This is a genomic window from Aureimonas phyllosphaerae, assembly GCF_047943035.1.
Taxonomy (GTDB): Bacteria; Pseudomonadota; Alphaproteobacteria; order Rhizobiales; family Rhizobiaceae; genus Aureimonas; species Aureimonas phyllosphaerae.
In genome coordinates this window covers 1,058,690-1,073,545 of the sequence record NZ_CP181348.1, presented here as the reverse complement: position 1 = coordinate 1,073,545, position 14,856 = coordinate 1,058,690, and the positions used below count along the sequence as shown (strand labels likewise).

The following is a 14,856-nucleotide window of genomic DNA, read 5'->3' as shown; positions in this document are numbered from 1 at the left end:
GCTAATTTATCGTCAGATCCGACATTTCCTTCGAACGGGCGCAACGATCTTCGCATGGACCGCATCGACCGCGCCCTGATCCGGGCGCTCCGCCGCAACGCTCGCGTCACCAACGTCGCGCTCGCCGCCGAGGTCGGCCTGTCGCCGTCGGCGTGCCTGCGCCGCGTCCAGATGCTGGAAGAGTCCGGTGCGATCCGCGGCTACACCGCGATCGTGGCGGGACCGGGCGGCGACGACGCGCATGTCGTGATCGTGCGCATCACGCTGGAGCACCAGACCGAGGACGTCCTGCACCGCTTCGAGGCGGAGGTCCTGAAGCATCCCGAGATCCGCGAGTGCTACCTGATGACGGGTGCGGAGGACTATCTCCTGCGCGTCGAGGCGCAAGGGGCGGGCGACTACGAGCGCATCCACAAGGAGATCCTGTCGCGCCTTCCGGCCGTGTCGCGGATCAATTCCTCCTTCGCGATCCGCCGCGTCCTGTCCGACACCGGCGGCCGGCGATGATCCTCCGGGTCTGGCCGGCGGCCCGCTCGCCCTTAGATGGGGCCTCGCGAGGGCGGCGCCGGACAGGTCTCCCCCTTGCGACACGAGAGACCAGAAGGGCAGAGCCTCGATGAGCGCACCGGACACCGCCACGGTCGACCAGATGGTCGAGACCTCGATGCTTCACCAGGCGCGCCGCTTCGCCGAGAACTACGGCGGCCAGGGTCGCTTCTGGCAGCGGCCCTATGCCGAGACGCGCCCGCGCATCGCCTCGGCCGTCGCGCCCGTCTGGTTCACCGCCTACCCCGCCTCGATCGTGACGCGGCCGGGCGAGACGGTTCTGGCGACGCTCGGCGACCAGCAGCTCTGGTCGGCACTCTCCTCGATCGGGGTGCGCGGCATCCACACCGGACCGACGAAGCGCGCCGGCGGTTGGCGCGACGGCCACTACACGCCGACGATCGACGGCAACTTCGACCGCATCGGCTTCGACATCGACCCGTCCTTCGGCACGGCCGAGGAGTTCGTCGCGATCTCGCGCATGGCGGCCGCCCACAACGCGGTGGTGATCGACGACGTCATCCCGGCCCATACCGGCAAGGGCGTCGACTTCCGCCTCGCCGAGATGAACCATTCGTCCTATCCCGGCCTCTACCACATGGTGGCGATCCCTGAGGAGGACTGGGGCCTGCTGCCGGCGGTGCCCGATGGCCGCGACGCGGTGAACCTGTCGCCGCCGACCGTCGATGCCCTGCGCGACAAGGGCTACATCGTCGGCCAGCTGCAGCGCGTCATCTTCTTCGAGCCGGGCGTCAAGGAAACCGACTGGAGCGCCACCGGCCCCGTCACCGGCGTCGACGGCGTGACGCGGCGCTGGGTCTACCTGCACTACTTCAAGGAGGGCCAGCCGAGCCTCAACTGGCTCGACCCCTCGTTCGCCGCCCAGCAGATGATCATCGGCGACGCGCTCCATTCGATCGACCAGATGGGCGCGCGGGGCCTGCGCCTCGACGCCAACGGGTTCCTCGGCGTCGAGAAGCGCCTCGACGGCCCCGCCTGGTCCGAAAGCCATCCCCTGTCGGTCACCGGCAATGCGCTGCTCGCGGGCATGATCCGCAAGGCCGGCGGCTTCTCGTTCCAGGAGCTGAACCTCACGGTCGACGACATCGCGTCGATGTCGAAGGGCGGGGCGGACCTCTCCTACGACTTCATCACGCGACCAGCCTACCAGCACGCACTCCTGACCGGCGACACCGAGTTCCTGCGCATGATGCTGCGCATGGTCCACGAGTTCGGCATCGACCCGGCCTCGCTGATTCACGCCATGCAGAACCACGACGAGCTGACCACCGAGCTCGTCCACTTCTGGACCCTCCATTCGGAGGACATCTACACGTTCGGCGGCCAGACCTGGCAGGGCCGTACGCTACGCACCCGCATCCGCGAGACGATGTACGAGAAGCTGTCGGGCACCAATGCGCCTTATAACCTGCGCTTTGTCACCAACGGCATCGCCTGCACCTCGGCGAGCGTCGTCACCGCGGCGCTCGGCATCACCGACCTGTCGGCGATCACCGACGAGGACAAGGCCGAGATCCAGCGCGGCCATCTTCTGATGGCCATGTACAACGCCTTCCAGCCCGGCATCTTCGCCCTGTCGGGCTGGGATCTCGTCGGCGCCCTGCCGCTGCCCCCGGAAGCCGTCGCCGAGCACATGCAGGACGGCGACACCCGCTGGATCGAGCGCGGCGCCTACGACCTCATCGGTCTCAACCCGGAGGCGGCGACGTCGGCCGAGGGCCTGCCGAGGGCCCGCGCGCTCTACGGCCCGATCAACGAGCAGCTCGTCCAGCCCGGCTCCTTCGCCTCGCAGCTGAAGCGGCTCTTGGCCGTGCGCGAGGCCTACGGCATCGCCGCGAGCCGCCAGACCATGATCCCCGACGTGACGACGCCGGGCCTCCTCCTGATGGTGCACGAGCTGCCGGACGGGCGCGGCACGCAGGTCACGGCCCTCAACTTCGGCCGCGCCCCGGTGGACGAGACCGTGATCCTGCCGAACGTGCGCTCCGGCCCCGTGGTCGACATGATCGGCGAGACCATCGAGGGCGACCTCACCGAGAACGGCGAGCTGCGCATCGTGCTCGACCCCTGGGAAGGCCTGTCGCTGCGCATCGTCGGCGCCCTGCCCGTTCTCTGACGGGTTCGGGCCCGCTCCGGCGGGCCCGTCGTCGCCTCAGGACCCGGTGACCGGGTCGAAGGACAGGAGAAACGAGGCGCCGCGCGGCACGCTCTCGACCGTCAGCTCGGCGTCGAGCTGGCGCACGAGGCTGAGGATCACGCGGATGCCGAAGCTCTTGCGCGCGGCCTCGAGGTCGAAACTGTCGGGCAGGCCCCGCCCGCGGTCGCGCACCCGCACCATGGCGCGGCTGCCCTTCTGCCAGAGCGAGACCTCGACGACGCCGGGCTGGCCCTCGTCGTAGGCGTATTTCACCGCGTTGGTGACGAGCTCGTTGACGATGAGGCCGACGGGGATCGCCTTGTCGGCGCTGACCACCACCGCGTCGGCGCGGCACTGGATCTCGAGCCCCGCGGTCGCGAAGCCGAGCTGCGAGCAGAGGTCGTCGAGAAAGGTCGACAGGTCGACCTCGGTGACGCTCGCCCCCTTCCACAGGTGGTCGTGGACCCGCGCGATCGTCATGATCCGCGCCTCGGCGTCCACCAGCGCGGCCTTCGCCTTGGCGTCGGCGACGACGTTGGAGTTGACACGCAGGAGGCCGGCGACGACGCCGAGGCTGTTCTTGACGCGATGGTTCATCTCGCGCGTCAGCATCCCTTGCGTCTCGATCGCCTCCTTGAGGTGCCGGTCGGTCTCGACCCGCTCGATCGCGGCGCCGAGGATGCGCGCGCAGCCCGACAGGAAATCGACGTCGGACGCGTCGAAGTCACCGGCGTCGGGGCTGTCGACCTCGAGCACGCCGAATGCCTTCTGGTGGCGTCCGCCGCGATCGATCAGGACGTTCACCGCGCGCCGGATGCCGTAGTCGGCGAGGAGCTTGGGCGTGCGGAAGCGCGTCTCGTCGGTCAGGTGGTTCGAGAGCACCGATTCGCCGGTGTGGAAGGCGTAGCCGGCCGGCGATTCGAGATCGGCGCCGAGCGTCGTGACGCCCACCTCGCCCGGCCCCCAGCCCCAGCCGCCGCGCATCAGGAGATCGTCCTTGTCGGGCCGATATTCGAGAATCTTGCAGTAGGGTGCTTCGAGACCGCGGGCACAAAGCTCCGTCACGCCCTGGAACAGGGCGCCCTGGTCCGGCGCCTGGAGGGTGAGGCGTGCGAACTCGGCGAGCAGCTTCTGCTGCTTCAGCCGATAGGCGAGCTCGTCGCGCCGCGCTGGGCCCTTGGCCTCTTCGATTTCCATCCGCGCTCCGTCCTGCTCACCGATCCGGTCTTGCCCCGGCATGCCCTTTCCCTCGGAGGGAACGGTGTGCAGCCGGCTATCGGTCCCAAGGGTGGCGCGCCCGGCGCGCAAGGCAACCGGGCGCCGCCCTCATCAGACCGCGGCGACGAGACCCTTATTCTCCAAGTTCTGCCAGAGCTCGTCCGGGATCGCCTGCTCGAACCAGGCGACGTTCTGGCGGACCTGGTCGGCGGATTTGGCGCCGATCACCACGTTGCCGGTCGCCTTGTGGCGCATCGGGAACTGAATCGCGGCGGCCGGCAGGGCCACGCCGAACGCCTCGCATTCCGCCCGCAGGCGGTCGGCCTTCTCGATGATCTCGGCCGGCGCGTCGACATAGTTGAACTTCTTGCGCCCCGACGACGAGGCGAGGATGCCCGAATTGAAGACGCCGCCGACCACCAGCGAGACGTCCCGCTCGACGCATTTCGGCAGGAGCCTGTCGGCCGCCGAAGTGTCGAGCAGCGTGTAGCGCCCGGCCAGGAGGCAGACGTCGAGGTCGGTCTCCTCCATCGCGTCGAGGATAGCCTCGTTCTCGTTCACTCCGAGGCCGAACCCGGCGATGAGCTTGGCCGCCCGCAGCTCCTCCAGCGCCCGGAAGCCGCCGCCCTTGGTCAGTGCCCCCCAGTGGTGGTCGTGCGTCTCGCCGTGGGTGACCCGGCCGATGTCGTGCACGAACAGGATGTCGAGCTTCGGGCAGCCGGTGCGCTGGCGCGAGTCGTCGTAGGAGCGCAGGATCGCGTCGTAGGAGTAGTCGAAGATCTCGCGGAACGAGAGGCCGCTGTTCCAGCCCGAATCGAACTCGTTCTTCGGCCCTTCGGGCGGCAGCTGGCGGCCGGGGCGGTCGAAGCTCATCAGGCGCCCGACCTTGGTGGAGATGACGTAGGAGTCCGGCGCCTCCTCGCGCAGGAGCTCGCCCGTCAGGTGCTCGCAGCGCGTCAGGCCGTACATCGGCGCGGTGTCGAAATGGCGGATGCCGGCATCCCAGGCCGCCTGCATGGCGGCGCGCGCGTCGGCGAGCGCCACCGGCGTGTAGAGCCCGCCGAGCGGCGCCGTGCCCATGCCGAGCGCCGTCACCTCGACCCCGGCCCGCTTCAGATGTCGCTTGTCAGATGCCTTCATGGTCCCCTCCCCTGGCGGCCCCCGCCGCCTCGATGCGGATTGTTCAGCGCCAGCGCAGCTTGGGATGCCGGTTGACGTCCTTGTAGAGCAGATACCGGAATGGGCCCGGCCCGCCGGCATAGCAGGCCTGCGGGCAGAAGGCGCGCAGCCACATGAAATCGCCCGCCTCGACCTCGACCCAGGTCTGGTTCAGGAGATAGACGCCCTTGCCCTGCAGCACGTAGAGACCGTGCTCCATGACGTGCGTCTCGGGAAACGGGATGACGCCGCCGGGCTGCAGCGTGACGATCGTCACATGCATGTCGTGGCGCAGATCGGCGGGGTCGACGAAGCGCGTCGTCGCCCACACGCCGCCGCAGTCCGGCATCACCGACGGGGCGACCGCCGCGTCGCTTGAGAACACCGGATCGGGCGCGCCGAGGCCGTCCACCGCCTCGTAGGCCTTGCGGATCCAGTGGAAGCGCGCAGGCACGCTGCCCCGGTTTCGCAAGCGCCAGGCCCTGCCGGCCGGCAGGAAGGCGAAGCCGCCCGCGGCAAGAGCATGCTCGGTGCCGTCGACGGTGACCGTCGCCTCGCCCTCGGTGACGAAGAGCGCGCCTTCGGCCCCGGCATCCGGCTCCGGCCGGTCGCTGCCGCCGCCGGGCTGCACTTCCATCACATATTGCGAGAAGGTCTCGGCAAAGCCCGACAGCGGCCGGGCGATGATCCAGGCGCGCGTGCCCTCCCAGAACGGCAGGGCGCTCGCCGTGATGTCGGCCATCGTGCCGCCGGGGATGACGGCATAGGCGTCGGTGAAGACGGCGCTTTGGCGGGTCAGCTGGGTCTGCGGCGGCAGTCCGCCGCGCACGGCGTGATAGGTGCGGTTATCGGACGTCATGACGGGCGTCTCCTCAGGCGGGTTGCGGCACGCCGGCCGTCTCGACCTTGTCCTTGCGCTCCTCCGGGCTCGCCGACAGGCGGGCGTGCCAGACGGCGGCGGCGCGGATCACCGGCTCGGGATCGGTCTCGAAGGGCGTGTCGAAGATCGACAGCTTGTGCGCCTTTTCGCCAAGGCCCGGATCGCCCGTCAGCGAGATGAAGAAGGGCGCGAGGAAGAGCGGGATCGCGATCGGGCAGACCCAGAGGAAGAGCTGCAGCGAGTAGATGTAGGCGACGGTGCCGAGCACGGCGCCCGCGATCATCATCCACCAGCTGGCCGCGAAGGCCGCCGACAGGGGCAGGCCCTCGTCCTCGCGCTCGGTCGCCGGCCAGCCGCTGTCGCGCGCCATCAGGATCTCGGCGACCGCCTTCGACTGGAACAGCATCATGATCGGGGCGAGCGCGCTGGTCAGGATCAGCTCGCAGGTGGCCCCGAGCAGCACCGCCCAGCCGCCGCCGAAGCGCGAGGCGCGCCGCGACATCGCCGTGTGGAAGGCGATCAGCGTCTTGGGCAGAAGGAGGAGCAGGAAGATGCCGAGGAGGAGAAGCAGCGCCTTGCCGGTCTCGGGCGTCGGGAAGACCGGGAACAGGCTGTCGGCGGGGAAGTAGTTCGGTGCGGGCGCCAGAACCGGATCGAGCATCGAGGCGATCAGGAACAGGAGCCAGATCGGCGAGGCCGCGTAGGCCATGATGCCGGAAATCATCGACACCTTGCTCCAGAGTTTCAGGTTCGGCGCGCCGAGAAGCCGCCCGTGCTGGAGGTTGCCTTGGCACCAGCGCCGGTCGCGCTTGGCGTATTCGATGATGTTGGCGGGCGCTTCCTCGAAAGAGCCTTCGAGGTCGGGGTCGAGACGCACCTTCCAGCCGGAGCGCGACAGGAGCGCGGCCTCCACGAAGTCATGGGATAGGATCAGGCCGCCGAAGGGCGGGGTGCCCGAAAGCTTGGGCATGCCGCAGCAGTCGGCGAAGGCGCGGGTGCGGATGATGGTGTTGTGGCCCCAGAACGGACCCTCGCGCCCCTGGAGGGCGGCGATGCCGCGCGAGAAGATCGGCGAGTAGAGCGCGGCCGAGAACTGCAGCGCACGCCCGAACAGCGTCTTGCGGCCGATGATCAGCGGCTGGGTCTGGAGCAGCGCGAGTTCGGGGTCGGCGTCCATGCGCGCCACCATCTCGACCAGCGTCTCCGGCCGCATCAGGCTGTCGGCATCCAACGCGATCATGTACTCGTAGGCGCCGCCGTAGTTGGTGACGTAGTCCTCGATGTTGCCGGCCTTGCGGTTCGTGTTCTTGACCCGGTTTCGGTAGAACAGGATCGAGCCGGTCTCGAGCTCGCCGGCGAGCTTCAGGATCGTGCGCTTCTCGTCCGCCACGCATTCCGGCTTGGTCGAATCCGACAGGACGAAGAACACGAAGTTGTCCATGCGCCGGATGAAGCGCAGCCCCTCGATCATAGCGGCGACGCGCGCCATCACGGCGCCGGCGTCCTCGTTGTAGACCGGCACGAGGATCGCGGTCTTGTGCTGCGAGGCGGGCGGCAGGCCGGTGCGGCGCTCGCGCTTGCGCGTCCGGCCGAACAGGATGCCGGTCACCGCCGTATTGAAGCCCCAGGCGAGCCAGACGCAGCAGATCGCGAGCAGCACGATCTGGATGACATGGAGCCAGGTCGTGCCGTTGGCGGTGATGACCACCGCGAAGAGGACGCCGGCCAGCGCCGCCAGCGCAAGGGCGGTGAGCGCGAAGAGGAGTCTGCCCAAAGCCATCTCAAGTTCCGATTCTGGCGCGGATGTACGCCGACGCTTCAGTCGCAGCGCGTGCGCCGCGTCATAGCGCTTGCTGCCTCGCTTGTCATCGCGTCGTGAATGTGGCGCGGCGGCGGGCAAAGCCGAGTCCCGGCTGTTTGGCCGTCGCATCATGGAGGCGTCGGTGCCAGCGATCTCGAAAGCGGGTTGCTCCCAGCAAGTGTAATGTTATATCACTCGCATCGCCTCAAGCCGTTGCGTGACCTATGCCGCCCATCGCCTCCCGCACTCCGTCCGTCCTGCGGCGCTCAGCCTTCGAGCGGCTTGCCGTCGCGTTTCTGGCAACGCTGGTTCTCTGGGGCGTCGTTGCCTGGGCGGTCGCGGCGTGAAGGCGAACGTTTCGGCCGTCGCGCCCTCCGTCGAACTCAGCGACCTGACGCTCGCCTACCGGCGGCGCCCGGCCGTGCGCGGCCTGTCGGGCCGCTTCGCGCCGGGCTCGATGACGGCCATCGTCGGTCCGAACGGGGCGGGCAAGTCGACCCTTCTCAAGGGCATCATGGGTTCGGTTCGCGCCGCCGGCGGCAAGGTGCGGGTGGACGGCGTCCGCCGCCGCGACATCGGCTACCTCCCCCAGGTCGGCGATCTCGACCGGACCTTCCCGATCAGCGTCCTCGACCTCGTCTCGCTTGGCCTCTGGCGCCGCACCGGCCCGTTCGGGCGCATCGGCCGTGACCTCACGGGCGAGGTGGAGGGGGCGATCGCCGCCGTCGGCCTCGAAGGGCTGGAAGACCGGCTGATCGGCACCCTGTCGGGCGGCCAGCTGCAGCGCGCGCTCTTCGCGCGCCTTCTCCTCCAGAACGCCCGCCTCCTCCTTCTCGACGAGCCCTTCACCGCGATCGACGCGCGCACGACGCGCGATCTCATGGACCTCGTGAAGCGCTGGAACGGCGAGGGGCGGACCGTGATCGCCGTCCTCCACGACATGGACCTCGTGCGCGAATACTTCCCCGAGACGCTGCTTCTGGCGCGCGAGCGCGTCGCCTGGAGCCCGACGGGCGACGCGCTGGCCCATGCCAACCTCGCGCGCGCCCAGGCTCTCAGCGAAGGTCTGGACACGCAGGCCGAAGCGCTCGGGAGCCGCGCCGCATGAGCCTCCACGACCTCGCGCTCGCGCCCTTCACCGATTATGCCTTCATGCGCCGGGCCCTCGCCGGGTGCCTCGCGCTGTGCCTCGGCGCCTGCCCGCTCGGCGTGATCCTCGTGCTGCGACGCATGAGCCTCGTCGGCGACGCGATGGCGCATGCCATCCTGCCGGGCGCGGCGGTCGGCTTCCTCGTCGCCGGCTTCTCGCTCTTCGCCATGACGCTCGGCGGCATCCTGACGGGCCTCACCGTGGCCTTCCTCGCCGGTCTCGTGTCGCGCTACACGACCTTGCGCGAGGACGCGAGCTTTGCCGCCTTCTACCTGTTCTCGCTGGGGCTCGGCGTCCTCCTCGTCTCGGTGCGCGGCTCCAACATCGACCTCCTCCACGTCCTCTTCGGCACCGTGCTCGGGCTCGACGACGCCGCGCTCTTCCTGATGGCCTCGATCGCCTCGCTCACCATGCTGGCGCTCGCCGCGATCTACCGGCCGCTGGTCGTGGAATGCCTCGATCCCGGCTTCCTTCGCGCGGTCGGCGGATGGGGGGGCGTCGTCCATATGGGCTTCGTGGCGCTCGTGGTCCTCAATCTCGTCGGTGGCTTTCAGGCGCTCGGCACCCTGATGGTGGTCGGCATCATGATGCTGCCGGCGACCGCCGCGCGGTTCTGGGCCGAATCGGTGCCGGGCCAGATGATGGTCGCGATCCTCGTCGGCCTCCTGTCCTCCGTCGCCGGCCTCCTCGCCTCCTATCATCTCAGCCTTCCCGCCTCGCCGGCGATCATCCTGTCGGCGAGCGCCCTCTACGCCCTGTCGGTTCTCGTCGGGCGCATCGACAGCCTCGCCGCCCGCGCCCTCCGGGGCGGACTGGTGGCGGGCTGACCCCCTCCAACCGGAGACTCTCCCATGATCCATCGCCGTCTGTTTCTCGGTCTTGCCGCCGGTGCCGCTGCGATCCTGTCGCTCGGCACCGCCCATGCGCAGGAGCCCCTGCCCGTCGTTGCCTCGTTCTCGATCCTCGGCGACATGACGAGCCGCATCGGCGGCGACCACGTCGCCGTCACCACCCTCGTCGGTCCGGGCGGCGATGCCCACGTGTTCGAGCCGACGCCGGCCGACGCGCGCGCGCTGGGACGCGCGAAGCTCCTCGTCACCAACGGCCTGCAGTTCGAGGGCTGGCTGCCGCGCCTCGTCGCGACGTCCGGCTTCACCGGCGAGACCGCCGTGGCGGCCACGGGCGTAACCCCGATCGCGTTTTCCGAGGAAGAGCACGAAGGTCACCACGACCACGACCACGATCATGCCGGCCACGACCACGGCCCGAACGACCCGCACGCCTGGCAGGACCTTGCCAACGGCCAGATCTACGCCCGCAACATCGTCGAGGCCCTGAAGGCCGCCGACCCCGCCAATGCCGGCGACTACGAGGCGAACGGCGCGACCTATATCGCCGAGATGAAGGCGCTCGATACGCAGATCCGCGCCGAGCTCGACGACGTGCCGGCCGAGGCGCGCAAGGTCGTCACCTCACACGACGCCTTCGGCTATTTCGGCAAGGCCTATGGCATCGCCTTCATCGCGCCGAACGGCGTGTCGACGGAGGCCGAGGCCTCGGCGGCCGACGTCGCCCGCATCATCGACCAGATCCGCGACGAGAAGATCCGCGCCGTGTTCGTCGAGACCATCTCGGATCCGCGCCTCGTCGAGCGGATCGCGGCCGAGACCGGCGCCGAGATCGGCGGGTCGCTCTTTTCCGACAGCCTGTCGGCGCCGGACGGCCCGGCCCCGACCTATCTCGACATGTTCCGCCACAACGCCGGCGAACTCGCCAAGGCGCTGAAGACGAGTTGAGCCGAGACGATCGGCACCCTTTCGCCGGGTGCCGATCGCCGCCATATCAGGGGCGGGACGCGCGGGTTGCGCACAGTCTTGCGGGAGACCATCGAGCGTGAGCCACGACCATCACCACTCTCATACGGCCGGCGCCGAGAAGGCGCTGACGCGCAACCAGAAGCTCGTCTTCGACATCCTGGAGCAGGCGGACGGGCCGCTCAGCGCCTACTCCATCCTCGACGCGCTGCGCGAGGAGGGGCTGCGCGCGCCGCCCCAGGTCTACCGCGCGCTGGAGAAGCTTTTGGAGACCGGGCTCGTGCACCGGCTGGAGAGCCTCAACGCTTTCGTCGCCTGCGCCCATCCCCACGCCTGCGCCCATGCCCTCACGGCCTTCGCGATCTGCGAGAAATGCGGCGCGGTGACCGAGTTCGCCGATGCCGCGGTCGAGGCGCGCCTCGCCGGCTGGGCCGGCGAGCGGGGCTTCGTTCCGAAGCGCACGACGGTCGAGATCAAGGGCCTGTGCGCCGCCTGCGCCTGAGGCGGGAACCATGACGGCCGGACGGCACTTGGCGTCTTCGAACGCGATCAGAGGTCGTCCATGAGCCGAATTCCCGGCGCGAGCCCCATCACCCCCGATATCGAGGAGATCCGCCGCCGCGGCGACGACGAGGATCGGCCGCTGCCTGGCGAGGAGGCTGGGACAGTGCCCGAGCCGCTCCCCGGTGAGGAGCGCGACCGCGAGCCGGACACACGGCGCGACTGACGATCCATCATCGGGGCGTCACCGCTTCGTCGTGCGGCTGTCATGCTTTTGGGTTGGTTTCCCGGCCGTCCGGCCAACAGGAAACCGACACCGATGAAGACGCTTTTCACCGCGAGCCTCGCGCTCCTCGCCCTCGGCACCGCCGCCCACGCGCAGGCTCAGGACGCCGAAGGTCAGGCCTTTCCGGCGACCTTGTCCGCGCAGGCCGTCCTGCCCGCCGACACGCAGGTCGCCGCCCCCGCCGACGCCCCCGCGCACCTGCGTCAGGCCGGCAAGTTCACGACGCCCGACCGCCGCCGCGCGGACGCCCTCGGCACCGTGCCCGGCAAGGACGGCGTACGCCCGACCGGCGTCTCGCTGCCGCTCGGGGGTCAGGCCGTGCAGGGCTTCTCCGGCATCCGCCGGATGGACGACGGCACGTTCTGGACGCTCTCCGACAACGGGTTCGGCTCCAAGGCGAACTCGAGCGACGCGATGCTGATGCTGCACCACATCACCATCGACTGGGACAAGGGGACGGTCGACCGCCGCGAGACGGTGTTCCTGTCCGATCCCGATCGCAAGGCGCCCTTCCCGATCGCGATGGAAGGGGCCGACAAGCGCTACTTGACGGGCGCCGACTTCGACGTCGAATCGATCCAGCCGGTCGCGGACGGGTTTTATGTCGGCGAGGAGTTCGGCCCCTGGCTCCTGAAGTTCGACCGTGAAGGCCGGCTCCAGAGCGTCCACGAGACACGCGTCGGCGAGACCAAGGTCGTGTCGCCCGACAACCCCGTGCTGCAGTTGCCGGCCGATCCGGCCAAGCCCATGCCGGCCTTCAACCTCAAGCGCTCCGGCGGCTTCGAGGGCCTCGCCCGCTCGCCCGACGGGGCGCATCTCTACGCGCTTCTGGAAGGCCCGCTCTACGCCGAAGGCAAGACCGAGGCGACGTCCGACAGGCGCACGGGGCTTCGCGTCATCGAGTTCGACGCCGCGAAGGGCGACTGGACCGGCCGCTCCTGGATCTATCCACTGAGCCGAGACGGCGTGGCGATCGGCGACTTCAACATGCTGGACGCCACCACCGCCCTCGTGATCGAGCGCGACAACGGAGCGGGCCGCGCCGCGCAGGGCTGCACGGGCGAGCCAAAGCCGGACTGCTTCGCGACGCCCGCCAAGCTTAAGCGCATTTATAAGATCGAGATGAGCGACGCGAATGTCGGCCAGCCGGTGCGAAAGATCGGCTATCTCGACCTGTTGGACGTGAAGGACCCGGAGGGCAAGGCGCGCCAGGGCACGACGCATGGCGTCTACGACATGCCCTTCGTGACGATCGAGAACGTCGACCGGGTGGACGACACGCATATCGTCGTCGCCAACGACAACAACTTCCCCTATTCCGCCGGCCGCGCCCTCGACCGCGCCGACGACAACGAGTTCGTGCTGATCGAGGCGGGCGAGTTTTTGAACGCCCGTTGAGACCAACGAAAAGGGCTCCCGGACCAGATGGTCCGGGAGCCCTTTCTCCCATCCGGGAACCGCCGCCCGAAGGCGACGGCCCCGTCAGGGTCCCCGTTCTTAGCTGCGGAAGAGCGACAGGACGCTCTGCGCCGACTGGTTGGCGATCGACAGGGCCTGCACGCCGAGCTGCTGCTTGACCTGCAGAGCCTGGAGCTTCGTGGACTCTTCGTTCATGTCCGCGTCGATAAGGCCGGAAACGCCCTTGTCGATCGTGTCCATCAGGTTCTGGACGAAGGTCTTCTGCAGATCGAGACGAGCGGTGACAGCTCCAAGCGTCGCAGCGGACGCCGTGATCTGCTTCGTCGCATCGCTGACGATGTTGATGTAGTTGACGATCGTCGAGCGATCGGCGGTCGTAACATCAATACCGAGGACGCTGGTGCCCTTGCTGGCAACCGCCGGATTGACCGTTAGTGCCGTTGCGCCGCTCGCGGTCAGAACCACGGCATCGTTCGCCGGCGTACCCGTGTTCGTCGCAGAGGCAACGATCCCGGTGATGTTTGCCTGCTGAAGAGCCTTGTTGATCACAGAAGCGTAGGCGCCAGCCGTACCGATCCGTCCCCCGGCGACAGCGCCAAGAGCAGCATCGACCGCCGAACGAGTGATCGAGAACTTCTTGGCAACGCCGTCAACCGTCGCGACCATCGCGATCGAGTCGTTCTTGTCCAGCGTGAGCGCAGTCGAGCCGAAAGCTGCCGCCGTGCTCTTCTGACCGGCGTCGATACCTGCTGTACCGTTGGTGGTCGCAATGTTCAGACCCGAACCGGCAGCCGCCGTGATCGTCACAGCAAGCGACTGGCTGGAGCCGGTAGCGTTCGACGTGATGGCCAGCGTCGCGGGATCGACCGTCACGAGGGTGCTCAGAGCCGGACCGGTACCACCAACCTGTGCCGATCCGATGATGGTGGCCAAGGAAGCGGCGCTGGTAGCCGTCGCAGTTCCACTGAAGGTGAACGTCTGCCCGTTATAGACTACGCTACCCGAGAACGTCGAAGCTGTGATGTTGGCGGCGTTCAGCGTACCAGCAGGCGTGACGGTCGCACCTGCAGCCGTAACGGCAGCGATCGTGGAGGTCGCGAGACCGTTGACAGCCGTATTTCCAACCTTGCCGGCATCCAGGATGCCTTCCTTTGCGCTATTGGCGTCGAAGAGGACGAAGCTGCTGGAGTCGATCTGGATCGTGTCGACCGTAACCGCACCAGAAGCGGCGCGATTGAAGGAAGAAACGACCGACTTCGTGGCATTGTAGGAGCCAGACGTCGAGTCGACGGAGAGCCAGTTCTCGCCCGAGAAGGTCGAGGACGAGGCAATCGCCTTCAGCTGGTTCTGCAACTGGGCGATTTCGCCCTGAACAGCCGACTTATCGACGCCGTCCTGGCTGGCCGCGACGAGCTTCTGCTTGATCTGGTCAAGCACGTCCTTGGCGGCGTTCAGCCCCTGATACGCCGTGTCGACGGTCGCAGCACCAAGGCCGAGCGCGTCGGAGACGGTACCCAGAGCCTTGTTGTCGGACTTCAGCGTGGTCGAGATCGACCAGTAGGCCGCGTTGTCCTTCGCTTCACCGATGGTGAGGCCGGTCGAGATGCGCTTCTGCGTTGCATCGAGCGCGGTGTTCGAAGCCTGAAGCGTCCGAAGCGCGGAGTTTGCGGCGGAATTGAAGTTGATGGAAGACATGTGAAGTTGTCCCGTAAAAACAAACTGTTGGGACATGACGGTCGAAACCGTCGGGCAACATCGGCATCATGCCTGGCGGGAGGGGCGCTTGGGCCGGCTCGTTCGCTGCTGCAGGTCCTGTTCTAGCCGTCGAGATTGAACAAAGGTCTAACGGCGGAGATTTTCGGATCGAGGCATCGCCCCTCCCTGCGGGTTGGCGCGGGCGGGTGCCCCTCCATCTTCGGAGGGGG

At 68.3% G+C, this 14,856-nt stretch carries 14 protein-coding genes; 9 read left to right on the top strand and 5 right to left on the bottom strand.

Going from position 1 to position 14,856, the window contains the following annotated elements; all coding sequences use genetic code 11:
• Window positions 1-54: 54 nt before the first annotated feature.
• Both ACLNGM_RS04895 and treS read left to right on the top strand, forming a co-directional pair.
• Window positions 55-507 (top strand): Lrp/AsnC family transcriptional regulator, encoded by a 453-nt coding sequence (locus ACLNGM_RS04895; protein ID WP_055891976.1) that lies wholly within the window; start codon window positions 55-57, stop codon window positions 505-507.
• A gap of 109 nt (window positions 508-616) precedes the next feature.
• Entirely contained in the window at window positions 617-2,683 is a 2,067-nt protein-coding gene (gene treS, locus ACLNGM_RS04890; protein ID WP_416357434.1) for a maltose alpha-D-glucosyltransferase, read from the top strand.
• Between the two features lie 36 nt (window positions 2,684-2,719).
• Here treS and ACLNGM_RS04885 read toward each other — a convergent pair whose 3' ends face one another.
• From ACLNGM_RS04885 to mdoH, 4 genes are all read right to left on the bottom strand, one after another.
• The gene (locus tag ACLNGM_RS04885; RefSeq protein WP_416357433.1) at window positions 2,720-3,943 is read right to left on the bottom strand and encodes a sensor histidine kinase; all 1,224 of its coding nucleotides are present in this window, start codon (window positions 3,941-3,943) and stop codon (window positions 2,720-2,722) included.
• 90 nt (window positions 3,944-4,033) lie between these two features.
• Window positions 4,034-5,062 (bottom strand): aldo/keto reductase, encoded by a 1,029-nt coding sequence (locus ACLNGM_RS04880; protein ID WP_416357432.1) that lies wholly within the window; start codon window positions 5,060-5,062, stop codon window positions 4,034-4,036.
• Between the two features lie 43 nt (window positions 5,063-5,105).
• Window positions 5,106-5,939 (bottom strand): bifunctional allantoicase/(S)-ureidoglycine aminohydrolase, encoded by an 834-nt coding sequence (locus ACLNGM_RS04875; protein ID WP_416357431.1) that lies wholly within the window; start codon window positions 5,937-5,939, stop codon window positions 5,106-5,108.
• Window positions 5,940-5,952: 13 nt separating this feature from the next.
• On the bottom strand, window positions 5,953-7,740 hold the full coding sequence (gene mdoH, locus ACLNGM_RS04870) for a glucans biosynthesis glucosyltransferase MdoH (protein ID WP_416357430.1): 1,788 nt from the start codon (window positions 7,738-7,740) through the stop codon (window positions 5,953-5,955).
• Window positions 7,741-7,985: 245 nt separating this feature from the next.
• Here mdoH and ACLNGM_RS04865 point away from each other — a divergent pair, with 245 nt between their 5' ends.
• The 7 genes from ACLNGM_RS04865 to ACLNGM_RS04835 all read left to right on the top strand — a co-directional run bounded on the left by ACLNGM_RS04865 (window position 7,986) and on the right by ACLNGM_RS04835 (window position 12,910).
• Window positions 7,986-8,108: a hypothetical protein gene (locus ACLNGM_RS04865; RefSeq protein ID WP_280141110.1), complete on the top strand. Its 123-nt coding sequence runs from the start codon at window positions 7,986-7,988 to the stop codon at window positions 8,106-8,108.
• A complete protein-coding gene (locus ACLNGM_RS04860; RefSeq protein WP_416357429.1) occupies window positions 8,105-8,869 on the top strand; it encodes a metal ABC transporter ATP-binding protein in 765 nt (254 codons plus the stop codon). Before ACLNGM_RS04865 ends, ACLNGM_RS04860 begins: the two co-directional genes overlap by 4 nt.
• Window positions 8,866-9,738, top strand: a complete 873-nt coding sequence (locus ACLNGM_RS04855) for a metal ABC transporter permease (RefSeq protein WP_416357428.1) — start codon at window positions 8,866-8,868, stop codon at window positions 9,736-9,738. The genes ACLNGM_RS04860 and ACLNGM_RS04855 overlap by 4 nt, the downstream gene beginning before the upstream one ends.
• Before the next feature lie 24 nt (window positions 9,739-9,762).
• A complete protein-coding gene (locus ACLNGM_RS04850) occupies window positions 9,763-10,707 on the top strand; it encodes a metal ABC transporter substrate-binding protein (protein ID WP_416357427.1) in 945 nt (314 codons plus the stop codon).
• A gap of 97 nt (window positions 10,708-10,804) precedes the next feature.
• Entirely contained in the window at window positions 10,805-11,227 is a 423-nt protein-coding gene (locus tag ACLNGM_RS04845) for a Fur family transcriptional regulator (protein ID WP_090963470.1), read from the top strand.
• A gap of 60 nt (window positions 11,228-11,287) precedes the next feature.
• Complete coding sequence (locus ACLNGM_RS04840) at window positions 11,288-11,452, top strand: hypothetical protein (RefSeq protein ID WP_416357426.1); 165 nt, start codon at window positions 11,288-11,290, stop codon at window positions 11,450-11,452.
• A gap of 93 nt (window positions 11,453-11,545) precedes the next feature.
• Entirely contained in the window at window positions 11,546-12,910 is a 1,365-nt protein-coding gene (locus ACLNGM_RS04835) for an esterase-like activity of phytase family protein (protein ID WP_416357425.1), read from the top strand.
• Window positions 12,911-13,009: 99 nt separating this feature from the next.
• Here ACLNGM_RS04835 and ACLNGM_RS04830 read toward each other — a convergent pair whose 3' ends face one another.
• Window positions 13,010-14,626: a flagellin gene (locus ACLNGM_RS04830; protein WP_416357424.1), complete on the bottom strand. Its 1,617-nt coding sequence runs from the start codon at window positions 14,624-14,626 to the stop codon at window positions 13,010-13,012.
• Window positions 14,627-14,856 lie beyond the last annotated feature (230 nt).

Bases quoted from the DNA above. Each gene is read 5' to 3' on its own strand.
- ACLNGM_RS04895 (WP_055891976.1), top strand. From the start codon at position 55: ATGGACCGCATCGACCGCGCCCTGATCCGGGCGCTCCGCCGCAACGCT.
- treS (WP_416357434.1), top strand. From the start codon at position 617: ATGAGCGCACCGGACACCGCCACGGTCGACCAGATGGTCGAGACCTCG.
- ACLNGM_RS04885 (WP_416357433.1), bottom strand. From the start codon at position 3,943: ATGCCGGGGCAAGACCGGATCGGTGAGCAGGACGGAGCGCGGATGGAA.
- ACLNGM_RS04880 (WP_416357432.1), bottom strand. From the start codon at position 5,062: ATGAAGGCATCTGACAAGCGACATCTGAAGCGGGCCGGGGTCGAGGTG.
- ACLNGM_RS04875 (WP_416357431.1), bottom strand. From the start codon at position 5,939: ATGACGTCCGATAACCGCACCTATCACGCCGTGCGCGGCGGACTGCCG.
- mdoH (WP_416357430.1), bottom strand. From the start codon at position 7,740: ATGGCTTTGGGCAGACTCCTCTTCGCGCTCACCGCCCTTGCGCTGGCG.
- ACLNGM_RS04865 (WP_280141110.1), top strand. From the start codon at position 7,986: ATGCCGCCCATCGCCTCCCGCACTCCGTCCGTCCTGCGGCGCTCAGCC.
- ACLNGM_RS04855 (WP_416357428.1), top strand. From the start codon at position 8,866: ATGAGCCTCCACGACCTCGCGCTCGCGCCCTTCACCGATTATGCCTTC.
- ACLNGM_RS04850 (WP_416357427.1), top strand. From the start codon at position 9,763: ATGATCCATCGCCGTCTGTTTCTCGGTCTTGCCGCCGGTGCCGCTGCG.
- ACLNGM_RS04840 (WP_416357426.1), top strand. From the start codon at position 11,288: ATGAGCCGAATTCCCGGCGCGAGCCCCATCACCCCCGATATCGAGGAG.
- ACLNGM_RS04835 (WP_416357425.1), top strand. From the start codon at position 11,546: ATGAAGACGCTTTTCACCGCGAGCCTCGCGCTCCTCGCCCTCGGCACC.
- ACLNGM_RS04830 (WP_416357424.1), bottom strand. From the start codon at position 14,626: ATGTCTTCCATCAACTTCAATTCCGCCGCAAACTCCGCGCTTCGGACG.